Origin of the sequence: Streptomyces spinosus (assembly GCF_020400655.1) — a bacterium.
Classification (GTDB): domain Bacteria; phylum Actinomycetota; class Actinomycetes; order Streptomycetales; family Streptomycetaceae; genus Streptomyces; species Streptomyces argyrophylli.
On record NZ_JAINRC010000033.1, the window covers coordinates 44,832 to 67,306 of the forward strand.

A 22,475-nucleotide genomic window follows, 5' to 3' on the forward strand; every position below is an offset into this window, starting at 1 on the left:
CTCATGCCCGCACCGCCGCCAGGACCTGGCCGGGGGCGACCTGCTGACCAGGCTTCACGTAGATCTCCAGCAGCGTCCCGGTGGCGGGGGCACTGACCTTCGACTCCATCTTCATCGCCTCCAGGGAGAGGATCGGGTCGCCCTCGGTGACGGTGGCGCCGGGCTCGGCGACGGTCTGCCAGACGGTGGCGGTGAACGGCGCGGTGACCGCGACGGCGCCGTCCGGGACGGTGACGGCGCCCGCGCCGGTGGCCGTGTCGGGTCCGGGATCGTCGTCCCGGTCGAACTCGCCGGCGGCCCGCCAGCGCTGCCGCTCCATCTCGAACGCGGCGCTCTGCCGGGCGCGGAAGGCGGCGATCGAGCCGGCGTTGGCGGCCAGGAAGGCGTTGTACTCGGCGATCGAGAAGGTGCCCTCCTCGGTCGGGAAGGCGCCGCGGCCGGCGTCCGTCTCGGCGCGCAGTTCGAGCAGTTCCTCCGCTGCGACGGGGTACCACTCGATGCGGTCGAAGAAGCGCAGCGCCCACGGGGAGTCCTGGAAGAGGCCGCCGGTGCGGAAGCGGTTCCAGATCTGTACGGTGCGGCCGACGAACTGGTAGCCGCCGGGGCCCTCCATGCCGTAGACGCACAGGTAGGCGCCGCCGATGCCGACGGAGTTCTCCGCGGTCCAGGTGCGGGCCGGGTTGTACTTGGTGGTCACCAGGCGGTGGCGCGGGTCGAGGGGGGTGGCGACGGGGGCGCCGAGGTAGACGTCGCCGAGGCCGAGGACGAGGTAGGAGGCGTCGAAGACGGTGCGGTAGACGTCGTCGGCACTCTCCAGGCCGTTGACCCGGCGGATGAACTCGATGTTCCACGGGCACCACGGGGCGTCGTCGCGCACGCCCGCCATGTACCGCTCGATGGCCAGCCGGGTCGCCGGATCGTCCCAGCTGAGCGGCAGCCGGACCGTGCGGGAGGGAACCACCAGCTCGTTGCTGGGCGGGACCTCGTCCTCCAGCTCGCGCAGCAGGACGGCGAGGTCGCGGGCCTTCAGCCGGCGGGCGTCGGTGTGGATCTGCAGGGAGCGGATGCCCGGGGTGACGTCGAGGACACCGGCGGGCGCGTGCGCGGCGAGCGTCTCCTGGAGGGCGTGCACCCGCATGCGCAGGCCGAGGTCGAGCACCATGGGGCCGTACTCGACGAGGACGTTGTCGTCGCCGTCCCGGCGGTAGGTGACGCTCGGGCGGGCGTCGGTGGCCGCCAGGCGGCCGAGGACGCCGTCGTCGCCGTCTCCGCCGCCGCTGATCAGCGTGGGGGAGGCACGGCGGGCGTCGAGGGCGGCGGCCTCGGCCTCCTTGACCGGTACGAAGCGGACGGTGTCGCCGGGACGGAGCTGGCCCAGCTTCCACAGCTCGCCGCTGGCGACCACCGCCGGGCAGACGAATCCGCCGAGGGACGGCCCGTCGGGGCCCAGGATGATCGGCGTGTCACCGGTGAAGTCCAGGGCGCCCACCGCGTAGGGCGTGTCGTGGATGTTGGACGGGTGCAGTCCGGCCTCACCGCCGTCCTGACGCGCCCACCGGGGTTTGGGCCCGATCAGCCGGATGCCGGTGCGGGCCGAGTTGTGGTGCACCGTGTAGTCGGTGGCGTAGAGGGTGTCGATGTCCTCGCGGGTGAAGAACTCGGGTGCCGCGTGGGGTCCTTCGGTGACACCGATCTGCCAGTGGGGGGTGATCGCGGGGCGGCGGTGGGGCGGGGTGGGGGTACCGGTGGTGGCGATGGCGTCGGTGGTCGCGCGGGTGGTCGTGTCGGTGGTTGAGCAGATGGTCGTATCGGTGGTGGTGTCGGCGGCCGTACGGGTGGTGGTGCCGGTGGCGGTGTCCGCGTCCGCGTCGGCCCTGGGCCGTAGGACGTCTCCGGCGAGCAGGGCCCGGCCGCCGTGGCCGCCGAAGCCGCCGAGGGTGAAGGTCGAGGCGCTGCCCAGGTATTCGGGTACGTCGATGCCGCCCCGGACGGCCACGTAGCTGCGCAGGCCGGGACCGTGGCAGGCGCCGAGGACGAGGGTGGCGCCGGCCGGGACCGGTACCGGCTCCCACAGGGCCGCCGCGGTGCCGTCCACGGTGACCGGGACGGGCGCCCCGGTGACGGCGACCACGGTGGCGTCCGAGAAGCGCAGGGTCAGCCCGCCCGCGGTGACCTCCAGTGCGGGCGCCTCGGCCGGGTTGCCGACGGCCAGGTTGGCCTCGGCGAAGGAGACGGGGTCGAAGGGGCCGCTCGGCGGTACGCCCACGTGCCAGTAGCCGAGCCGGCCCGGAAGGTCCTGGACGGTGGTCATCGCTCCCGGCACCAGGACGTCGATGCGCGGATCGGGATCGGCGGTGGTGGCGAGGGTGCTGGTGCTGTGCACGGCCTCGCGCACCTCCTCCCGTACGGTCAGCGCGCGCAGCAGCCCCAGGTTGGTGACGACGCCGTCGACCCGGCTGGCGGCCAGGGCCGCGCCCAGGACGTCGAACGCGGCGTCGCGGCTGGGGCCTTGGGCGATGACCTTGGCGAGCATGGGGTCGTAGTACGCAGAGACCTCCAGGCCGGTCTCGGCGAAGCCGTCGACGCGGACGCCGGGCATGCCGTCGGCGCCCTGGCCGGGGAAGACCGCCCGGGTGATCAGGCCCGAGGAGGGCTGTGAGTCCCGGCCGGGGTCCTCCGCATACACACGTGCTTCCACGGCGTGCCCGGTGGGCGTCCACTCCCTCGTGAACACCGCGTCGTCGACCGCGCCGTCCCGGGCCAGGGTGAGCATGAGTTCGACGAGGTCGACACCGTACGCCTGCTCGGTCACCGGGTGTTCGACCTGGAGCCGGGTGTTGACCTCCAGGAACGCGGCCTCCTCGCGCAGGGGGTCGTAGACGAACTCCACGGTGCCCGCGCCGCGGTAGCCGACCGAGGCGAGCAGCCGCCGCGAGGAGTCGTGCAGCAACGCGCGGACACGGGCGGGCAGGGCGGGAGCCGGCGCCTCCTCGATCACCTTCTGGTTACGGCGTTGCAGCGAGCAGTCGCGGTCGCCTATGACGGCGATACGGCCGGTGCCGTCGCCGAAGACCTGGACTTCCACGTGGCGGGCGGGGCGTACCAGGCGCTCCAGGAAGACCCCGGCTGACCCGAAGTTGGACTCGGCGAGGGCGGCGACGCGGGCGAAGGCATCGCGCACCTCGTCCGCGGTGGCGCAGGCCTGCATGCCTATGCCGCCGCCACCGCCGGTGGCCTTGACCATCACGGGCAGCCCTATCGACCCGGCCGCGGTGACGGCCTCCTCCGCGGTCGCGAGCAGCTCGGTACCGGCCAGCAGCGGCACTCCGGCCGCCTTGGCCAGGGCGCGGGCGGTGTGCTTCTCGCCGAAGGCGGTGATCTGGTCGGCGGTCGGTCCCGCGAAACGCAGTCCGGTCTCCTCCACGGCACGGGCGAAGGCGGTGTTCTCGGAGAGGAAGCCGTAGCCGGGATGGATGATGCCGGCGCCGTGCGCGAGCGCGGCCGCGATGATCGCGTCGCCGCGCAGATACGACTCCCGGGCCGGACCCGGCCCCAGACGGACCGCATGGTCGGCCTCGCGCACGTGCGGGGCGGCCCGGTCGGCGTCGGAGAACACGGCGACGGTGCCCAGGCCCATCTTCCGGGCGGTACGGATGACACGTCGGGCGATCTCACCGCGGTTGGCGACGAGAACAACGGTGGGGCGGGTCACGCGGCGTCCTCCGAGGTGGTGCGGGCGGTGTGCGGGCACGGTGGGGCAAACACGCCGAGGCCGGCGGGGGCCGCCAGGTCCGGGCCCCCGGCCACCGGCCGTTCCCCGCCCGGACCAGCCGGACCACCCGCAGCCGGGCCAGCCCGACCTGGGCCGTCTCCACCGGGACCGGTTCCACCCGGACCACCGACAACCGGGCCACCCCCCTCTGGGCCGGCCTCACCCGGCCCACCCCCCACCGGCCCACCCTCACCCCGGCCGCCCGGCTCGTCGCCCCCCGTCGGGTCCGTGACGATCATGCGCAGCGGGGTCGGGTTGAAGTCGTTGCACGGGTTGTTCATCTGGGGGCAGTTGGAGACGATCACCAGGACGTCCATGTCGGCGCGCACCGCGACCCGGCGGCCCGGTGCGGACATGCCGTCCACGATGCCCAGCGCGCCGTCCGCCTCGACGGGCACGTTCATGAACCAGTTGAGATTGGAGACGAGGTCGCGCACCCCCAGGCCGCGCCGGCTGGCCTCGGCGAGGAAGTTCTCGCGGCAGCCGTGCTGGAACATCACGTGATGGCCGTAGCGCAGGGTGTTGGACTCCTTGCCGCAGGCGCCGCCGATGGTGTCCTGGCGGTCGATCTCGTTGGCCACGACGGTCATCAGCGGGCGCCCCTCGTTGCTGCGCAGCACGGTGCCCGTGCGCACGTAGGCGTTGCCCTGCCAGACCAGGGTGTCAGGGACGCTGTAGCGCTCCCCGGGATCGGCGGCGTTGTAGAGCAGACAGTCGGCCGACTGGTTCCCGCCGACGTCGACGATGGTCAGGACGTGTCCCTTCGCCACCACCGCCGACCACGGCGCGTTGGGAGCCACCACCTCGTCCAGGACGACGGCCCCCTCCAGGAGGCTCGTTCCCCAGTCCAGGACGGAGCCCTCCGCGTACACGGCACCCACCGGCACGGTGGAGGCGAGGGTGCCGCCCGCGGCGGTCGGACGAGTGGTCGGTGCGTTCTCGGTCCGAGTCGTGGTCGCCATGTCACAGCCCCCTGGCTTCGCAGTAGTCGGCGGTGTTGAGATACGCGCGGTGCAGTTCCGGCGTGGCGGTGAACCGCGGGTCGTCCGGGCCGGTCGGCTCGCCGCGCCAGGCGTGCACCCGCAGCGGCCCGACGACATAACCGGGCCGCGGATCCAGCGGGTGGGCGACGTTGGCGACCAGCACCAACAGGGGGAGTTCCGCTACGAGTTCGACATGCGTGCCCGGACCGGCGCTGCCCTGCCAGGCGAGGGTGCCGTCCGCCTCGACGCGTACGCCCTGGAAGAAGGAGACGCCGGGCGGCAGATCGCGGCGGCTCAGACCGTGCTTGGCGGCGGCCTTGAGGAAGAGTCCGCGGCCGGACGGCGACGGCCCCTCGGGGCGGGCGTCACCGTACTTGCGCGCGTTCCACGCGTCGGTGCTCGTACCGCAGAAGGCGTCGTGCCGGCCGGAGGAGTCACCGCCGACCACGGCCAGGACCCGGCCGTCGCCGGACAGCAACGGATGATTCTCGCCCAGGTACGCCTGCCACGGGATCTTCTGGGTGTCGGCGACGTTGAGCCGCTCGACGGGCTCCAGCGCGTTGAAGAGCAGCAGATGAGCACAGGCGTCACCGGTCGGGTCGTCGAAGCGCAGCCGGGTGCCGCGGGCGAGGACCTTGTGGGTGTAGCCGCCGGGTGCCACCGTCTCCGCCCACACGAGAGCGGCCGGGTCCACCCCCGGCGGGCAGTACGGGCTGCCGGACGCGGGCAGGTACGGCATCCACGTGCCGGCCTGCCCGCCCTGCGCACGGGCGTCGACGCGGGCGCTGCGGACACTGTCGGTCAGGTGCAGATCCCGGACCCGGGCGCCGGCCCGCCCCTCGGTCGGCTGTCCGAAGAGCGGGGCGGTGAGCGCTGCGGTGGGGTGCTGGTCGTACGGCGGCGCGCCGGCCGTCGACCCTTCGGCCGTGTTCATGGATGTCCCGTCATCCTCTCGTCGGTGAGTCATCTGTACGTCGTGCGACCAGGCGGGCGGTCGGCGGTGGGCGGTCGGGGTCACGCCGGCTCGGTGACGGCCCGGGCCTCAGCCGGCATCTCGATGTGCGTGTGGGGTACGTGCCTCAGCTCGATACGGCGGTGCAGCCGGCGGACGAGGAAGTAGCCGCCGCCGGCGGCCAGGCTCAGCCCGATGAACAGCAGGGCGCTCCACCGCAGCCACCACGTCCCGCCGGTGAGGTCGTAGATCTCCGGGCGGGGCCAGGCCAGGTTGACCGTCATGCCCGTCTGGTAGAGCACGGCGAGCGTGTTGACCGCGATCCCCCTGCGGCCCAGCGAGAACAGCGGCCGGCCGGTCTCGTCGACGCCGCCGGGGAGGCCGCCGGCGCGCCGGTGCCGGATCCGGGTGATCAGCAGCGGCAGCGTCACGCCGAGATAGGCCAGGTACAGCATGGCGATGCACAGGCTGGAGAGGGCGGTGAAGATCGCCGACTGGCGGACGTTGACCAGCAGGGCGATCGCGGCGCCCACGCCCACGACGACCGACGCGACGACCGGTGTGCCGGTACGGGCGGAGACCTTGCCGAGGTGCCGGTGGAACGGCAGGGCGCCCTCGCGCGCCATGGAGTACATCATCCGGGCGCCGGAACTCTGCACGGCCAGGGTGCAGGCGAACACGGCCACCGCGACGCAGCACAGCAGCAGTCGGCCCAGGACGCCGCCGAGCCGGTCGGTGAGCACCCAGGACAGGCCGCCGGCGGCGAGCTTGCCGTCGGTCAGGCTGGGCGCCGCCAGCAGCCCCGCGAGGATCAGCAGCGCCCCGCCGGCACCGGAGGTGATCAGCGCCCGCAGGATGGTCCGGGGGGTGGTCCGGCGCGGGCTGTGGGTCTCCTCCGCCAGTTCGCCCGCCGAGTCGAAGCCCACCATGACGTACGCGGCCATCAGCGAGGAGGCGAGGAAGGCACCGGCATAGCCGCCGTGGCCGGACCAGCCGGTGTCGCGGAGCACGGCCTGCGGGCCCCGCTCGGGCAGGAAGAAGAGCACCAGCACCAGTACGACCACGCCGATGATCTCGACGGTGACACCGAAGCTGGTGGCGGCGGCCATCTGGCGGATGCCGAGGACGTTCACCACGGTGGTGACCACCAGCAGCAGGCAGCCCAGCAGGACCGCGTTCCGCGCGCCGGTCGGGGAGCCGAGCGAGGGATCGGCGCCCGGCCCGCCGACGAGCTGGAAGCCGGACCAGATGCCCGGCAGCACCGCCTGTGCCGCGATCGCCGCCGCCGCGACCGTCAGGACCTGCCCGATGATCATGATCCAGCCGGTGAACCAGCCCGCCGTGGTGCCGGCGAGCCGGCTCGACCACTGGTAGATCGCCCCGGAGATCGGCCAGCGCGCCGCCAGCTCGGCGAAGCAGAGCGCGACCAGCAACTGGCCCGCGAAGACCAGCGGCCAGGTCCAGAAGAAGGCCGCGCCGCCGAGGCCGTAGCCGAGACCGAAGAGCTGGAAGACGGTGGTGAGGATGGACACGAAGGAGAAGCCCGCGGCGAAGGACGCGAAGCCGCCGACTCCGCGACGAAGTTCCTGCTGGTAGCCGATGTCGGCGGGACTGGTCGTGACGTCACCGTCAGGGCGCTGCCGAGAGACGAATGCGGGCCGGCTCATCGCCGCACCTCCGATCGGTCGCGGTTACCTGTCGTTTGACAGGTATGGCGATGCTCGACCGCACCGGTCTCGCGCCCGAGTCCCGGGCGTTAACTTCATGTATCCGGCGCCGGGCGGGGCGTGACCCGGTCAGCCCGCCGCGAAACCGGCGCACATGCCACTGCGCCTACCGCTCACCGGCTGAGGCAGGCCATGACCACGGCCGCGTGACCTCGCCACTGGTAGGCACTACGGCCTTCCGACCTGCCTCGTCCTCGGGGCCGACACCCCCACGGCGTCGACGAACCGTACGGACGCGGCCGACTGCGCGCTGCTTGAGGCATTCCAGGCCCCCGGCGTGCTGGGCGCAGGTTCCGGTGCCGCTGTTTCCGTGGCGGTGGCAGTTGCGGTGACCGTGGCAGTCGGCCGTACTTTCTCGGCCGTCGGCTATGCATGGCTGCCGGTGTTCTGGTCGTTCGCGCCTACGCCGATGCCGAGGAAGAAGACGAGGCCGATCGTGGGTAGGACGTACCCCTTGCGTGCCCATTTCGGGGCGGTTCTGACGGGCGGCCGCTACGGCGTGGTGTACGGATCGGTCACCGGCAGCCGCAGAAGATACCCGCTGAAGCACACTTCACCGCCCGGCGCGACTTCTACCGCGACGCAGTACGGCGCCACCTGCTCGCCGTCACCTGGTGGACCGACTCAAAGGCAGTGCCATATGCGTCGGCTGCGGCCGTGCCGATGGTGGCGGGCCGGGCGGTGAGAGCGCGAGCCTGTGCCGGGGGCTGATGCGGTGGCGGGCCAGGCGCCGATGCCGGGTATCGAGGTCAGGACCTGGAAAGGCAGGGCCTCGAGCAGCGCCAGCCGGGCGGTGGGTGATTCCGGGCGGGCCGAGGCAGGCTGGGCGGAGAGACCCATCAGTACCTGACGTCAAGGAGCGAGGCACAATGCCCGCGACGTATCGCTAGAACTTCCGTTCCTTGGATGCGAGTTGCCGGAGGGCAAGGTCGAGAAGAGGGGGAGAGGTGCTCGGGACCGAGTTCCGCAGCAAGGATGTGCCTGCACAGGACAGGTTCGAGTACTGGAAGGAGGTGATGGGCCGAACGCGTCCTTGCGACATGGGCAGCGTTCACGCGGATGACTTCCAGGCGGAGGGCCGACTGATGGAGCTGGGACCAGCGACCGTGTTGACGGCTACGTTCCTGCCCACGCGCTTCCAACGCAGTCCCGTGATGGTGCGTCGCTCCGATCAGGAGGTCTATCACCTCAGTCTGCTTGTCGAGGGAAAGATGGCCCTGGAGCACGCCGGACGGGCTGACAGCTTCGGCCCGGGGGACCTGCATCTGGCCGATAGCTCACGACCGTTCGACCTACGGTCGGTGGACGACCCACGTTGTCGCACCCTCACTGCGCTGGGTGTGGATCTACCCAAGGCACTGCTGCCTTTTCCATCGCACAGGGTTCATGAGTTGCTGGGCCGGGGCATGTCCGGCAAGGATGGCATGGGGGCCCTGCTGGCGGAATTCCTCATCGGCATCCAGCGCCATGCGCCGACTCTGCGGCCCTCAGACGCACCGCGTTTGAGCACAGCCCTGGTGGACTTGGTGTCGGCCTGGCTTGCCCAGCTGTTGGACACACCGGCCGTCCTGGAACCAGAAACGCATCGACGCGTCACAGTACAGTCCGTCAAGGCATTCATCAGGCAGCACCTGCACGACCCGGCACTGACGCCGTCCGTGATCGCTGCCGCACACCACATCTCCCTCAGTTATCTCCACCGGATCTTCCAGCAACAAGCCCAGGGCGAGACAGTCGCCGCCTGGATCCGTGCCCGACGGCTGGAGGGCGCCCGCGGTGACCTGGCCGACCCCTCCCTGCGCGGCACCCCCGTTTACGCCATAGCGGCACGCTGGGGCTTCCTGCGCGCTGACGACTTCGCCCGCGCCTTCCGTGCCGCTCATGGAGTCTCACCCCGCGACTTCCGGCACCAGAGCATGGCCGAGTCCGCGTAGACCCACAGCCAAACAAGCGTGCACGGATCGCCGGTGACCGCAAGACAGTGGCCACGGCATTCTCAACCACGCGCAGGCCGAGGAACCCGGTCGCGCAGTCGGTTACTCCGTCACCTCGAAGCAAGAGACCAGAAAGAAGGCCACCCCCTATGCGTTTGACGGCTCTGCGTCCCAAGGCCCTGCTCGTAGCCGCCATGACGGGCGCCGCCCTCGCCGCCACCAGCGCGTCGGCCAGCGCCGCCCAGAACTGGCAGACCGTAACCTCCACCCCCAACATGACCTGCAGCGCGTACAAGCAGCACAAGGTCTCCAACAACGTCAACTTCAAGGTCTGCATCGTCGTCAACAGCAACCTCGACGCACAGGCTGTGCTGGTCGTACAGAACAACGCCGGCGTTGCGGTCTCGATCGGGGGCGAGGTCGCCACCAACTTCGGAAGCAACGTGGACTGTGCCTCCTCGACGCTCAACCCCGGCTTCACCCGCGGGTGCTACTCTCCCACTGTCCATGTCGGATCAGGCCAGACTCTTATCGCGGACGCGCGGCTTCGCCTCAACGGCGTTGACGAGTGGTGGAGCGCCTCCTGAGCTGCCGCTCCGGCAGGATCTGGCTGCGGTGGACACCAGCGCGGCCAGATCCGTGTGCCTGCGGTCGACCCATCGCCCCGGATGCTCCCCTCACACGGTCCCGTCACTACCTAGCCGCCGGCCCGTGGGCCACGGACGATCACCAGGGCTGATGCACTGTCCAGCAGCCGAAGCCCCCTGCAGGGCACCGTTTGACCCTCACCCGCTGGAACACCCACGACCCCTTCCAACCGGCGGGATCGTGGGAACGTGGAGCGGGGCGCTCGGAAAGCACGCGGCATGCGGTGATCGGGGCGACCGGCCGCCGATAAGGCGGGGCCCAGCGGCCAGAGTGGCCACGCCGTCCAGGAGGCGCCTCAGGGGGCGTTGTTGCGCAGGCCGTGGGTGGTGTCGCTGAGCGGTAGGAAGGCAGGTCGCTATTGGTGCCGCCCTCGCGTCCGACGCTGACGTGCCGGCCGAGGTAGTTGGCCTTCTGGTGGACGCGTGCGGGACGGCTGCTGTTGTTGATGACGGAGCTGCCCGTGTCGCGGATGTAGTCGGGCAGGTGTCGCTCGAGCCGTCGACGGCGCGTTTGACGCAGGGCCGGCCGTTGAAGTTGATGTCGGGTAGATGCAGACGAACCCGCGCGGGCACGCGATCTCGCGATCTGGTCCCGGGCCACGGCGAGGACGCGCGAAGCGGTTGTGGCGCGGGCGGGCACGAGGCCGGTCAGTGATGCGGCCCGAACGGCCGGGAGGGCGGCGGCGAGCAGTACGGTCCTGCCGGGGCGGCGTTGTGTAGGCAGAAGTCTGATGGCGTCGGCCCGTCCTGGCGGAACGGTTCGCCATTCCGCTGTGCGTCGATGTCCATTCAGACGAGCGAGTCGACGCCGGCCGGCTCTCGACGGCGCAGGCTTCGCCTGCCGCCGGCCTCCCGGACGTGGGCGTGGTCGACGGAAGGGGCTCCGGACGCCCTGGTCGCCGGCGTCGTGCAGGGCGGTGCCGTTCTCGCTGCATCGGCGTCCGCACAGGGCTGTGCGAGTCATCTCAGGGGGTGAACGGGTCTTTGACGAGAATGCTGTGCGTTCCGGGCACCTGCGTAGCCAGCCCCGGGGGAATGATCTGGACGACGTTGCCTTGGCACCCCGGGACATTGTGGACACGGACGGGAACGTCCGTGAAGTTGAGTACGGTGGACAGCTGAGCGACCTCGTAGCAGCCGAGCGGGTGGTTGTGAACGACTCCGTCGATGCGGAGGAATCCATTCGTGGCGAACGCCGATCCGGGAACGGCGAGTGCAAGCATTCCGGCGGCCGCGAATATGGTGAGTGTCGAGCTCATGCGACGCATGGCGCGCCTCCTCGTGGGCAGGTCGGAGGGCGTTCCAGCCCTGCAAACGACCGTACGGAAGTGTGCGGGTACTGCATCCCGGGGTCGTCCGGTTGGGCGACACCGGTCCGTGAACCACCGGGGCGGGGCATGCGGCAGCGTCCGGTCCGCTCGCCGAGGACAACGGGTCGCAGTGGTCTGAGCCCTCACTGGCTCGGCGTGCACCAGCCCTGGTGCCGGACGCTGTGGCCGCTGATACTGATGAGGTCGCCTGGTATGGCTGGCTGACCGGGCCGGAGCTGCGGTCGGCCTGCTGGAGTGGCGCTTCACCCCCGACAGCCACGAAGCCTTCAGCCGGTACCTCGCGTTCCGGACCGCGCGGTCCTGACCATGCCCGCTTCTCGGCTTGGGGTGCCCACTTGCAGCCTAAGCATGGAACACGTCAACGTCGATGCGTGCTCAGTGATGCAAAACGCCGCGTCCGGGTGGGAGATTGACGACATGCATCGCGATAGCCGGCACCGTTGGGGCACACCACCAGGAGGAGCCAGTGTCATACCTTCAACCGCTCACCCCCGAAGAGAAGCTCGCCGATGCCAAGAAGCAGCTGAGCCTCCCGCGTATCGTCGTGATCTGCGGCTCCGCCCGTTTCATGACTGAGATGGCCGAGGTCGATCTGCAGGAGACCGTAGCCGGGAAGATCGTCGTCAAGCCGGGTTGCGACATGAAGTCGCCGCACGAACTTTGGTCTGATCCTGTCGAGGCCGAGGCGCTGAAGGTTCGACTCGACGATCTGCACCGAGCGAAGATCCGGCTCGCTGATGAGGTGCTCGTAGTCGGTGACTACATCGGAGACAGCACCCGAGCCGAAATCGCTTACGCCCGGTCGCTGGGCAAACCCGTACGGTTCACGCACCCCGAGGTCGACCCCGCCCCCTGACCGCCCATCCCCACACCCTCCCTGCCGACGTGGGGGTGTTCCGCTCCCACACAGGGGTGTTCCTCGCCGAGCAAGCTCCCGTCACCTACGGCATGGTCCGAGCGCGCATCGCCACCTTGCGCGGCACTCCGTCCGTCGCACCGCCACGGCCCCCGACGGTACGGCAGGTGACCGGCTGGCTCACCCGCTGCCCCGAACTGGACACGGCAGCCGGACACGTCCGCGATCTCGGCGAGGTGCTCACTGGCCCCCTCGGCGTCACGCTCCCTGCCTGGATCGACGCAGCCGACGCCGGCCATCTGCCCGGTCTCACCGGCTTCGCAGTCCATCTGCTCCGAGACCTCGACGCCGTGACCGCCGACCTCACCCTGGACTGGAGCTCAGGCAGCATTGAGGGCGCCGTGAACCGCTTCAAGAAAATTGCGAGAACGGCGGGCACTCCTGCGGCGGCGCCCCCTGGTACGTCCTGGCGAAGCCTGCTGGAAGCCGCCCGCTCGGAGCACGAACGAGTGGATACAGCTGTCGCCGCACTCCGGCGTGGCCGCATCCGGGGAGACTGCTCCCGCGGCAGTGCAGCCGCCGACCAGGGCGGTCACCGCCGCAGCGGCCAGCGCCTTCTCCCTGCCAGACGTGATCACGAAGACTCCTGTGTTCTCGGGAAGGCTCGCGGTCGCGCCGGTGGACACGGCGGGTCGCCGGGCCGTCCGCGGAGAGTGAACCTTCGTGCGGCAGGAGGCACCCCTCCTCCACGACTACTGACCTTGAATGCGTGGTGTCGTCATGGTGGCTGGTGCCGGAGGCCGGTGCCGGTGAGGCAGCCGTCGAGGACGTCGGGGCGGTACTGGAGCTGGCGTAGGCCGCGCCGGACGGCGGTGATCAGGTCGTCGGGGTCGACGAAGGCGCGGTTGGCTGTGGTGGTGCGTCGCAGGACGGACCAGATGCCTTCGACCGGGCTGAGGTCGGGTGTGCGTAGGGCGGCAGTTGGAAGACGGTGAGCCAGTCGCGGGCGGCGATGTAGCGGCGCATTCCGGCCGTCAGGTGGGTGTTGAGATTGTCCCAGACCAGTACGATCGGGCCGCCGAGCTGCTGGTGGGCGGTCTGGATCAGGTCGCGGTAGTCCTTCCAGGAGAAGCTCTTGCGCCCGTCGGGCCGGGTGTCCGGGCAGGGGCCGGTAGATCAGTCGCGAGGCTTCGCCGGTCTTGTAGCAGGCCAGGGCGGCCACCGATAAGCGGCGGCGGGAGCGGCCCCGCACGCGGATCACCGGGGTGTGGCCCCGGCGGGACCAGGTGCGGGTGGTCGGCGGCGTCATCGACCCCGCCGGCGTTGCGGATGACGTGCGCCTCGCCGTCGTTCAGGCCGAGGATCGCGTAGACGTTCAGCCGGGCGTCCATGCAGGCCACGACGGCCAGTTGGCGGGAGGGCGGCAGCGGGAGCGGACCGGAGAAGGTCTCGGCGTAGCGCGCGTTGTTGGCGAGCAGTTCATCGGTGAAGGACATGACGGACCTCGGTTCTCTCGTACGGGGAAGGGCACGGACGGGGTGATGGCGCGGAGCGGGATCACGAGGCCCGGCTACAGAAACCGTCGAAGAGATACACACGACGCGAGGGCCAGAAGCCCGTCAACGTCGCGACCAAGGTCGGCATCACACCAGTGAACTCCTCGACGCCGGGCCAGGCAAGAGAATGAATGTTCGGCGCCGGGGCCGCGACGGCCATGGGACCGTCGTCGGATTCGACAAATTCACCCCGCGGCGGGGAGCCTCTCCGTACGGCCGCCCAGCCCGGCGGATAACTGGTCAGTGAACCGTTCCAACGCCAGTGCGACGGGCGGTGCGACGGACGACATGCCGCCCTCTGCGGCGATGTCCCGGTCGAGGCTGAACATGCCCTGCACGGCGTGGGCCGCGCCCATGGAACTCACCACAGGGCGCAGGGCATGGTCGATGGCAACGCCGGCGCCGAGCAGCGCCTCGGGTGGCACGGCGCGCCCCTCCAACGCAGTCACCTCGTGCCTGCCGCCGAAGCCGGTCGTCCAGGTGACGCAACAGCCGGGCGGCGCGGGAGGTGGGGGAGGGGCTTCCGGACGCGGACAGGATGGCAGCCATGAGAGATCTTCCGGGTGACGGGGTTCAGACGTGCGCACGGGGCGGATGCGTGCTGTGGTGGCTCACCAAGCGTTCGACCGCACCGTGACGACGGGGCTCAGGTCGTTGCGGAGAGCTTCGAGGAACATGACGACTTCGGCCGCTGTGGAACGGTGCTGCAGGTTGTTGAGGACGTCGTGGTGAGCGACGTGCACGACCGAGAGGCGGGCGCGGGGCAGTGACTTCGCCGTTCGCGCCAGCACCGATCGGCCGGCGGATCGGCGTCCCTGACGAGGAGCAGGACCAGAACGGCCACGTCGCCGCCGTTCAGGGCGGCCGGCAGGGCGTCCGGTACGGCGTCGTCAAGCGCGCGCGTCTTCGCAGTCGGCGCCGTCCCGGCCGCCGCAGCCGGAGCACTGCTGTTCTCCACCGGGCCGCTTCCCGCCCCCACCCGTCTCATCGGCGTGTTCCTACTGATCACGGTCATCTGACGGCGATGGCAGCCGCACACGGCCCGGCTCGACGACCGCGCGTTCGCCGCCGTCGGCGCCGCTTCCGGCTACAGCTCCGCGCTGGTCGGCTCGGTCGGCCCGATGGTCGCCCGGTCGTACGCCGACTACACGTAGGGCGGCTGGCTGCAGGAGTGACCCGCCGTACCGGTCATGGACATCCACTGACGCTGCTGAGGTGCTCGCAGGGGCAGGCCCCGCGCTCGGTGGTGAGCGGCGGGGCCTGCTGTCCGGGTGCTTCGGACGGAAGAGCCGAACTCGGTTACGGAACGAGCTTGAGGAGCTTGTTGGGCGAGCCGGTGCCGATGCCCGTGAGGACGTCGCTGGTCGCTCCGTTCACCAGTGCGGCGGCCACGGTCGCCGGGGAAGCACCCGGGTGAGCGGTCAGGTAGAGCGCCGCCGCACCGGAGACATGCGGAGCGGCGAAGGACGTGCCACTGCCGGTGTAGCTGGCGGTGTCGGAGGTGTTCCAGCCGGCGGTGATGCTGCTGCCGGGGGCGAAGACGTCCACGGTCGAACCGCTGCTCGGCTGTGAGCGTATGAGGTGAACGGCGGGATGGGGCCGCCCCACCTTCTGGGAGCATTTTGTGGCGAGCACCGCAGACGAGCCCGAGCAGCCCCTTGATGGGACCGGACAGGCCCCCCTCCGCGGGCCCTTCCATCACCCCTTCCGCGCGCCGCCGCCACGGCAGCGGCTCGGGTCAGGCCGGGGTGGCCTGCTTCGCTAGTGCTCTGAACACATTGGTTCGCCGGGTTGGTGGTCGGGGCGGTTGGATGTGCGGTGACGTCCGATCCGAGTGCTGGTGGTGCGGTGGCTGAGCCTGTCCGCGTGCGCAGGTTGACCCCGCGACAAGCTGCTGAGCGCCGACTTCGGGGAGGCGACCATCAAGATCAAATACGGCGACTTCGAGTACGCGCTGGCGCAGTCCATGCCGTCGGTCATCCCCTTCGAGCCCAACGGCTGACGGCCCCTGCCCCCTCCGGTAGCCGGTGGTGCCCCACAGTCGTCGGGTGCCGCCGGCCCCGCGATGTCCGTACACGCGGCGCGAGCCGCAGTGGCGAGGTGTGTGCGGCGGAGCGATGACTGGACGCCCGCTATGCGAAGGCGGTGTGAGCATACGCGGGACTTTTCATGGTGCTGTGGATCGGGTGCTCACGAGACTTGTTTCACCGTCAGCTGTCCAATTATGTTCGGTCACCGTGCTCGCATCCCCGCTGATCAGCGTCATAGTCGCTGCGCACGACCTCCAGGGACAACTTGGGGTCTGCCTGAAATCGATCCTGGACCAGTCCTTTAGGGACGTGGAGGTCGTCGCGGTCCTGGACCAGTCTGCCCACTGCCCTGCGGGCTTGGTGGACGACTATGCCCGGCGCGATGGGCGGCTCTCGGTCGTACGGCTGACGGGTGTCGCCGGCATCGGCCGGATACGCAACGCGGGGGCCGAGCGCGCCGCCGGTGACTACCTGCTGTTTCTGGACAGCGATCACATCGTCCGGGGCGAAACGCTGCAGGCGATGGCCGACCGGCTGCGAGCGGGGGGCGAGCCGGATGTTCTTCTCTTCGGGCACACCCGCCTCCACCGCAGCCGCTCGTGGCCCGGTGCCGCGGCCGGCCTGCTGGCCCAGCAGGGAAGTGAACCCTTCGCCCCGCTCGACCGGCCCGAGTTCTTCGGTGCTCCCGCCTACTCCTGGGACCGTCTCGTCCGCCGCGAGCTGTGGACCGGGCAGCAACTCGCCTTCCCCGACGGTCTCCACGAGGAGGTCACAGTCGTCCACCGGGCCATGCTCGCCGCCGACCGGATCGCCGTCCTGAAATGGAACTGCGTGCAGATCCGCCGCCGGCACACCCAGCACCCCGCAGGCTCACCTGACGGCACCCACTTCGACGTCTTCGGCCGGTACGAAGAGAGCTTCGGCCTGCTCGGCGAGCGCGGCGCCCTGGACGTGGTGGCTCCCGCTCTCTTCACCCGCATGATTCGCCACTATCTCTTCCTGCTCAACCTCGAGGGATGTCTCTCCCGCTCCGAGCGCCCGCGGTTCTTCGAACGCGCCAGCGAGCACTACCGGCGCTACCTCCCCGACGGCTACGACCACCCCGATGGCCGAGAGGGTGTCAAGTTCCAACTCCTGGCGAGCGGCAGATACAGCGCCCTGGAGGCCGCCAGTCTCCCGCAGCGGGCACGGGGTCTGGTGTCCCGGGGCGCCGCCCTCCGCGGACGGTGACCAGGCCGGAGGAAGCGGCGGGCTGCGGACCTGCCGGGCCGTGACGTGACCGCCGCCCGGTTCCGGCACCGGCGCGTGGGGTACGTCACCCAATGACAACAGCCCTCGGGTGCGACCGGCGCCCGTCCGGCATACACCTGAACTGTGCTGTCTCCTCCCCTCCGGCCGATGCTCGCCGAGGCACGCCCCGGGCTCCCGCCCGAGCGGGCGCTGCCAGGCGGGTTGGCCTTCGAGCAGAAACCGGACGGCTTCCGCGCGGTGCTCTTCGCGGGCCCTGGTCGCGCGTACCTGCAGTCGAGGAACGGCGCCGACCTCAGCAGTGCCTTCCCCGAAATCACGGCAGCCGGCCGGGCCCTGCACGCACCGCTGGTCCTGGACGGCGAGCTGGTCGTCGCGCGAAGGGCCGTCTCGACTTCGGCGAGCTTCAGGCCCGGGCCCGCCGCCGCGGCGCCGGTGCCCGGCAGGCCGCCCGGGCCGCGCCGGCGTAGCTGATCGTGTTCGACGTTCTTGGCACGGCCGACGGCCCGCTCCTCAACGAGCCCTACCGGGCGCGGCGCGCGCTGCTGGAAGCACTGTTCGCCGAGGGGGTGCTGGCCGCGCCGTTCGTGTTGTGTCCGGCTACCACTGACCGGGTGACCGCCGAGGACTGGCTCGACCCGGCGTGGGGCGCGGCCGGTATCGAGGGCGTCGTCGTGAAGGGCCTGGCCCAGAGGTACCAGCCGTGCCGTAGGGGCTGGATCAAGGTGCGTGCCCGGGCCAGCGCGGAAGCGGTGGTCGCCTCGTTGACGGGCCGGGTGGCCGCGCCGTCGACACTCCTGCTGGGCCGCTAGGACGAGTCGGGCCGGCTGCGGTTCGTCGCGTGGACGGCACCGCTGTCGGTGACGGCCCGGCGCGAGGTCGGCGGCCTGCTGTATCCGGGCGGTGCGGAGCACCCGTGGCAGCACCGCCGCTTCCTGGCCGGTTGGGGCAGGCGCGAGGCGCTCGACCACCGGCCGGTCGTCCTCGACGTCGTGGTCGAGTTCGCCGGGGACACCGCGGTGGACGAGCACCGCTACCGGCACCCCGTCCGCTACCTGCGCGGTACGCGACGACCTCAGCGCTCAGCAGCTGCCTCCCTCAGGGGGCTAGTTGTGCTGTCCGGGGAGGTTGGTGACGCGGCTGGCTGGTGGTTGGCCGCTGATGCCGGCGTGGGGTCGGTGGTAGTTGTACCAGTGGAGCCAGTCGGGGAACGCTGCCTGTCGTTCGGTGTCTGAGGGCGTGGGTGGGTTTGCTGGTTGCGTCGTGGTCGGCCGGTGCCTGCTGTCAGGTGAGGCTTCTGCGGTAGGGCCGGGTGTTGTCGGTCCGGGACTCGCTCCGCTCGTTGTGGTCGGTGCCGCAGGTGGTGGAGAAGGCGGCGGCCTGGTGGGGAAGGCTGCGGCCTGGTGGAGAAGGCTGCGGCCTGGTGGGGAAGGCGGTGTGGGTGGCGGCCTTCTCGTCCGAGCTACCGATCCCGCACCGGCATCAGCGGCCAACCACGAGCCAGCCGCGTTACCCAACCTCTCTCCGGACAGCGCATCTAGTGCGTTCACTCGATGCGCCATGATGTGTCCCGCTGGCATGGTGTCCGCAGCGCATACCGGCTGAAGGGCGGAGACCATGTCGGACGTATCTACAAAGGGGACGAGGGAGCAGCCCGCGGGTATCTTCTACACCACGGACGGGGTGCCCACGGGGCGAAGACGGACCTACTGGCGCGACGCCGTGGCCCATACCTTCGGAGACGTGGACGTCAGGCTCGCCGAGGAGGTGTTCTCCGGCACGATCCACGCGTCGCCGACGGGCCGGACGCGGGGCGTCACAGTGGACAGCGAAGCCCTGCAGACCGTGCGCACACCACGTCTCATCGCGGGGTCCACCGGCGACGACCACGTGGTCGTGATGCTGCTGAGCATAGGGCGCGCCCGGATCGAGCAGGACACGCGCGACGCGTATGTCGAGCCCGGGCAGCTCTTCGTCTACGACCGGGCGCGCCCCATGCGGCTGACCTTCCCTGATACCTTCCAGACGAAGGCGCTCGTCCTGCCCCGGCACCTGTTGAGTCTGAGGGAGTCGGACCTGTGCCGGATCACGGCATCTCCCCTCGACTCCACGACGCCTCTCGGCGAGTTGCTGTCCCCGTTCCTGTCCCGACTCGTGGACAGCGCGGGCGCGTATCCGCACCACATCGGCGACCTGATCGCCCGCAACGTCCTGGACCTGCTCACGGTGCTGGCCGACGAGCGAGGCGGTGGTGACACCACGGGCACACCGAGCGCCGCCCGCGTGCTGCTGATGCGCATCCAGGCGTACATCGACCGTCACCTGGCGGACCCCGATCTGACCCCGGAGGTCATCGCCCGGGCCAACCAGGTATCCCTGCGCCACCTGTACAACCTCTTCCAGATGGAGGGCACCACCGTCCGCCGGTGGATCCAGGGCCGCAGGCTGGAGCAGTGCCGACGCGAACTGGCCCGCCGGGACGCGGCGAGCCGGACCATCGCCGCGGTGGGCCGAGGGTGGGGCTTCGTCAGCGCGGCCCACTTCAGCCGGGCTTTCCGGGCCGCCTACGGGATGTCCCCTGTCGAGTGGCGGGCCTCCGCGGCGCTTGAGTCCGGCCCGGCCCAGGGCGCACGCGCGAAGCGGTGAACTTCAGATCGGGCGCGAGCACCAGGCGGTGCTTCCTCAAGGCGGCCCCCGGCCGGGACGGTCCCGTGATCGGGGGAAGAAACTGCGTGGATCATGAAGTCATGAACAGGGCGATTCCCGCATCCGTCGAAGTCCGCCGCGCGAATCAGGACGACGCCGCAGCTTTGGTCCGTCTACGGCCCTGATGCTCGAGGACATGGGGTTGTCCACACAGGAAACACCGTGGCGTCATGCGGCCCTGGAGTGGTTCACGCAACGTCTGGGCGACACGCCAAACTTCGCTGCCTTCGTGGTGGACGATCCACACCTCGGCCCCGTCAGCAACGCCGTGGGCATCTGCGACCGGCACGCGCCGAGCCCGCACAATCTCAGCGGCATACACGGGCACGTCTTCAACATCAGCACGGATCCGAGCCGACAGCGAAGGGGCTATGCCAGTCTCGAGGCGCTGCTCGACTGGTACGGCAACGAGACCGAGGCACGTGTGATCAACCTCAACGCGACCGGTCACGGAATGGCCCTGTACCGCTCTCTCGGCTTCGCCGCGCCGCGCTACCCAGCGCTCCAGCTCAGGACGGGCCGGAGAGAATGATCACGCTGTGCGGACGGCCCGCCCGTGTCGTCTGGCCGGCGGCAGCAGCCCTTGCTGGATGAGTGGCACTCCGGTAAATACGGTGAAGGCGCCCTATCAAGTTCATTCCGTGGATGTGCCCCAGCATGGCACACAGAGCCGTGGAGACACTGCCGGTGCGTTGAACAGCTCGGCCGTGCCGGCCCGTTCAAGGGCCTCGTCCCCCGGCGCGCACGTTCGCGCATTGCTCCACCGGCCCGGGTGGCCTAGCTGTGAAGACCGACCGCACCGCGCGTCAGTGAACCGTGCACGGCAAGAAGCCCTGGTACCGGCTGCATGAGGTAGGGCCGGCGGTGCCGGTGGGCCTGGGCCGGACTCCGAGGCGGCATCTTCTGCACTCGGCCACGTCAGTCCGATCACCTTCGCTGTGGACGGCCGGCTTCATCGACATCGCTGGAGCCGAGGCAATCGGCACGGCGGAGGTGGCTGTTCCTCGGACACGTCCGCACCTGCACGGCCGCGCTGCCGGTTCGCCACGTCACCCCAAGCGCGGGTGGTCAGGGCATGCCCGGCGGTTCCGGCCGTCCGCCGCCCTGTCCGTCCCCTGCCACTGTCCGGCCCTCAACCCCCACGCCCGCACGCCCGTCTACGCCCGCCCGGCGCCGTCCCGCTCCCGCCCCGGCCGGGCCGCGCCCCGCCCCGCGGCTCCCCCTGCGCCGCGCTGGCTGCGTGCAGCTCGTCCGGACCTCGTCCCGCCGTGCTCGTACCGCCCGGCCGCCCGCCCCCGGCAGCGGTCCGCCTGGCCCGAGCCCATCGGCCGCCGCTGGGCCGCGCCCCGCCGCGACGCTGGTGCGCCCGTCCGCCCGCGCCGACCTGCGCCCGCCCGGCCGGGCCCGCCATGCCCCGGCCGTGCCGGGCGCCGGGGCCGGGCTCGTCCGTCGAGCGGGTGCGCTTGTGCCTCGTGTCGTTGGGTCGGGCCTGCGGCCGACGGCCCCCTCGCCGGGGTCTCGCTCGTGCGCCGCCTCCGCAGCGGCCGCCCTGCGCCTGTGCTGTCCGCCGGGCCGGGCCGCCGGCGTCGTGTCGTGTCCCCCTCTTGGCCATGCCCGCCGCTCCGTGTCCGCGGCGGGCCGCGCCGGATTGGACGGCGCTGCCGTGGTGCCCGCACCGGGCTGGGCTGCCAGTACGGCGGTCAGGCAGTCGTGGATCTCCCAGTGGGCCGGGGGCGGGCTGTCTGCGGCGGGAGCGTTGCGGGCCGCTTCGTCCAGCGCGGCCGTCGTAATCAAGGCGAGCGCGGTCTCGCACGGCGTGGGGTAGTTCTCGGCCTCGGTCATCGCGGTTCCCGGGGGGCGTAGGTGTGGTCACGGCTGTGTGGAGCGCGACAGGCGGTAGGCGCTTGCTGAGCCGAAGCACGGTAGTTGCCACCAACGGGATCGGGTGAGCTGCGAGAAGGGGGACGCTCGAAGCATCCTGGTTGTCACAGGCGACGCATCCGACTTGTCACACAATCTTGTTCAGCAGCCCGACTGTCACCAGAAGCTGTCCCTATAGCCCGCGCGAGGCTATAGCGTCAGGTCCGTGATCGTATGGCTCAACGGCACCCACGGCGCGGGCAAGACGACAACCAGTGCACTCGTCCAGCAACTGATCCCGGACTCCCGGGTGTTCGACGCAGAGAAGGTCGGCGAGACGCTCATGGACATCAAGCCGGGGCTGCCAGCGACGGACAACTTCCAGCACTGGCCGCCGTGGCGGCCCCTCGTGGTCGAGACCGCCCGACGCATCCTCGACTACACCGGCGGCACCCTGGTGATGCCCATGACCGTCCTGACCGAGCAGTACTGGCGCGAGATCAACTCGGGCCTTGCCGCGCACGATATTCCGGTCCGGCACTTCGTCCTCCACGCCGACCAGAACACCCTCCGTGCGCGCATCGCAGGTGACACCGTTCTCGGCCCCAACTCCCCGTTTCGGCTCCAATACCTTGAGCCCTACGCCGAGGCCGCGCGCACGTGGCTGCACGCCGAGGCCGAGGTCATCGACACCACCCACCTCACCCCAGCTCAGGCCGCCCAGCAGATCGCAGAGGCCGTCAAGAGTTGAGACCCTTCCGAGCCGCACCCCACAGGTGACAGCAAGCCTGCCTAAGTGACACCTGTCGTGCTTTGGCTCAGCTGACCACCCGCCGCCTCGGTGTCTGTCCGCCCTACCAGCGCATGCCGAGC

At 70.6% G+C, this 22,475-nt stretch carries 14 protein-coding genes and 4 pseudogenes; 9 read left to right on the forward strand and 9 right to left on the reverse strand.

Going from position 1 to position 22,475, the window contains the following annotated elements; genetic code table 11:
• Position 1: 1 nt before the first annotated feature.
• The 4 genes from uca to LG395_RS39180 all read right to left on the reverse strand — a co-directional run bounded on the left by uca (position 2) and on the right by LG395_RS39180 (position 7,374).
• Positions 2-3,712 (reverse strand): urea carboxylase, encoded by a 3,711-nt coding sequence (gene uca, locus LG395_RS39160; RefSeq protein ID WP_225814117.1) that lies wholly within the window; start codon positions 3,710-3,712, stop codon positions 2-4.
• Entirely contained in the window at positions 3,709-4,734 is a 1,026-nt protein-coding gene (locus tag LG395_RS41565; RefSeq protein ID WP_308071489.1) for an urea amidolyase associated protein UAAP2, read from the reverse strand. Before LG395_RS41565 ends, uca begins: the two co-directional genes overlap by 4 nt.
• 1 nt (position 4,735) lies before the next feature.
• Complete coding sequence (locus LG395_RS39175) at positions 4,736-5,689, reverse strand: urea amidolyase associated protein UAAP1 (RefSeq protein WP_225814127.1); 954 nt, start codon at positions 5,687-5,689, stop codon at positions 4,736-4,738.
• Between the two features lie 80 nt (positions 5,690-5,769).
• A complete protein-coding gene (locus LG395_RS39180) occupies positions 5,770-7,374 on the reverse strand; it encodes an amino acid permease (protein WP_225814129.1) in 1,605 nt (534 codons plus the stop codon).
• A gap of 1,007 nt (positions 7,375-8,381) precedes the next feature.
• Here LG395_RS39180 and LG395_RS39185 point away from each other — a divergent pair.
• A complete protein-coding gene (locus LG395_RS39185; protein WP_225814130.1) occupies positions 8,382-9,368 on the forward strand; it encodes a helix-turn-helix domain-containing protein in 987 nt (328 codons plus the stop codon).
• Positions 9,369-9,517: 149 nt separating this feature from the next.
• The gene (locus LG395_RS39190; RefSeq protein ID WP_225814132.1) at positions 9,518-9,955 is read left to right on the forward strand and encodes a hypothetical protein; all 438 of its coding nucleotides are present in this window, start codon (positions 9,518-9,520) and stop codon (positions 9,953-9,955) included.
• A gap of 1,025 nt (positions 9,956-10,980) precedes the next feature.
• Here the strand turns inward: LG395_RS39190 and LG395_RS39195 are convergent.
• On the reverse strand, positions 10,981-11,274 hold the full coding sequence (locus LG395_RS39195; protein ID WP_225814134.1) for a hypothetical protein: 294 nt from the start codon (positions 11,272-11,274) through the stop codon (positions 10,981-10,983).
• 538 nt (positions 11,275-11,812) lie between these two features.
• Between LG395_RS39195 and LG395_RS39200 the strand changes: the two genes are divergently transcribed.
• Positions 11,813-12,202 (forward strand): hypothetical protein, encoded by a 390-nt coding sequence (locus LG395_RS39200; protein ID WP_225814136.1) that lies wholly within the window; start codon positions 11,813-11,815, stop codon positions 12,200-12,202.
• Between the two features lie 778 nt (positions 12,203-12,980).
• On the opposite strand, the pseudogene LG395_RS41850 reads toward LG395_RS39200, so the two are convergent.
• The 3 pseudogenes from LG395_RS41850 to LG395_RS39225 all read right to left on the reverse strand — a co-directional run.
• Positions 12,981-13,514, reverse strand: a pseudogene (locus tag LG395_RS41850) (transposase); the annotation flags it as partial.
• 429 nt (positions 13,515-13,943) lie between these two features.
• A pseudogene (locus tag LG395_RS39215) lies at positions 13,944-14,307 on the reverse strand (NADPH-dependent FMN reductase family protein).
• 750 nt (positions 14,308-15,057) lie between these two features.
• A pseudogene (locus LG395_RS39225) lies at positions 15,058-15,315 on the reverse strand (S8 family serine peptidase); the annotation flags it as partial.
• 680 nt (positions 15,316-15,995) lie between these two features.
• Between LG395_RS39225 and LG395_RS39230 the strand changes: the two are divergent.
• From LG395_RS39230 to LG395_RS39240, 3 genes are all read left to right on the forward strand, one after another.
• On the forward strand, positions 15,996-17,018 hold the full coding sequence (locus LG395_RS39230; protein ID WP_225814138.1) for a glycosyltransferase family 2 protein: 1,023 nt from the start codon (positions 15,996-15,998) through the stop codon (positions 17,016-17,018).
• Between the two features lie 144 nt (positions 17,019-17,162).
• Positions 17,163-17,510 (forward strand): ATP-dependent DNA ligase, encoded by a 348-nt coding sequence (locus tag LG395_RS39235; protein ID WP_308071491.1) that lies wholly within the window; start codon positions 17,163-17,165, stop codon positions 17,508-17,510.
• Between the two features lie 2 nt (positions 17,511-17,512).
• Positions 17,513-17,848 (forward strand): ATP-dependent DNA ligase, encoded by a 336-nt coding sequence (locus LG395_RS39240; RefSeq protein WP_225814140.1) that lies wholly within the window; start codon positions 17,513-17,515, stop codon positions 17,846-17,848.
• Positions 17,849-18,142: 294 nt separating this feature from the next.
• Here LG395_RS39240 and LG395_RS39245 read toward each other — a convergent pair.
• Positions 18,143-18,271 (reverse strand): annotated as a pseudogene (locus tag LG395_RS39245) (IS481 family transposase); the annotation flags it as partial.
• Positions 18,272-18,653: 382 nt separating this feature from the next.
• On the opposite strand from LG395_RS39245, the gene LG395_RS39250 reads away from it, so the two are divergent.
• From LG395_RS39250 to LG395_RS39260, 3 genes are all read left to right on the forward strand, one after another.
• A complete protein-coding gene (locus LG395_RS39250; protein ID WP_225814141.1) occupies positions 18,654-19,682 on the forward strand; it encodes an AraC-like ligand-binding domain-containing protein in 1,029 nt (342 codons plus the stop codon).
• Between the two features lie 184 nt (positions 19,683-19,866).
• Positions 19,867-20,274, forward strand: coding sequence for a GNAT family N-acetyltransferase (locus LG395_RS39255; protein WP_225814143.1), 408 nt, complete (start codon positions 19,867-19,869; stop codon positions 20,272-20,274).
• Between the two features lie 1,554 nt (positions 20,275-21,828).
• Complete coding sequence (locus LG395_RS39260; protein WP_225814145.1) at positions 21,829-22,353, forward strand: AAA family ATPase; 525 nt, start codon at positions 21,829-21,831, stop codon at positions 22,351-22,353.
• Positions 22,354-22,475 lie beyond the last annotated feature (122 nt).

Bases quoted from the DNA above. Each gene is read 5' to 3' on its own strand.
- LG395_RS41565 (WP_308071489.1), bottom strand. From the start codon at position 4,734: ATGGCGACCACGACTCGGACCGAGAACGCACCGACCACTCGTCCGACC.
- LG395_RS39175 (WP_225814127.1), bottom strand. From the start codon at position 5,689: ATGAACACGGCCGAAGGGTCGACGGCCGGCGCGCCGCCGTACGACCAG.
- LG395_RS39180 (WP_225814129.1), bottom strand. From the start codon at position 7,374: ATGAGCCGGCCCGCATTCGTCTCTCGGCAGCGCCCTGACGGTGACGTC.
- LG395_RS39190 (WP_225814132.1), top strand. From the start codon at position 9,518: ATGCGTTTGACGGCTCTGCGTCCCAAGGCCCTGCTCGTAGCCGCCATG.
- LG395_RS39195 (WP_225814134.1), bottom strand. From the start codon at position 11,274: ATGAGCTCGACACTCACCATATTCGCGGCCGCCGGAATGCTTGCACTC.
- LG395_RS39250 (WP_225814141.1), top strand. From the start codon at position 18,654: ATGTCGGACGTATCTACAAAGGGGACGAGGGAGCAGCCCGCGGGTATC.
- LG395_RS39255 (WP_225814143.1), top strand. From the start codon at position 19,867: ATGCTCGAGGACATGGGGTTGTCCACACAGGAAACACCGTGGCGTCAT.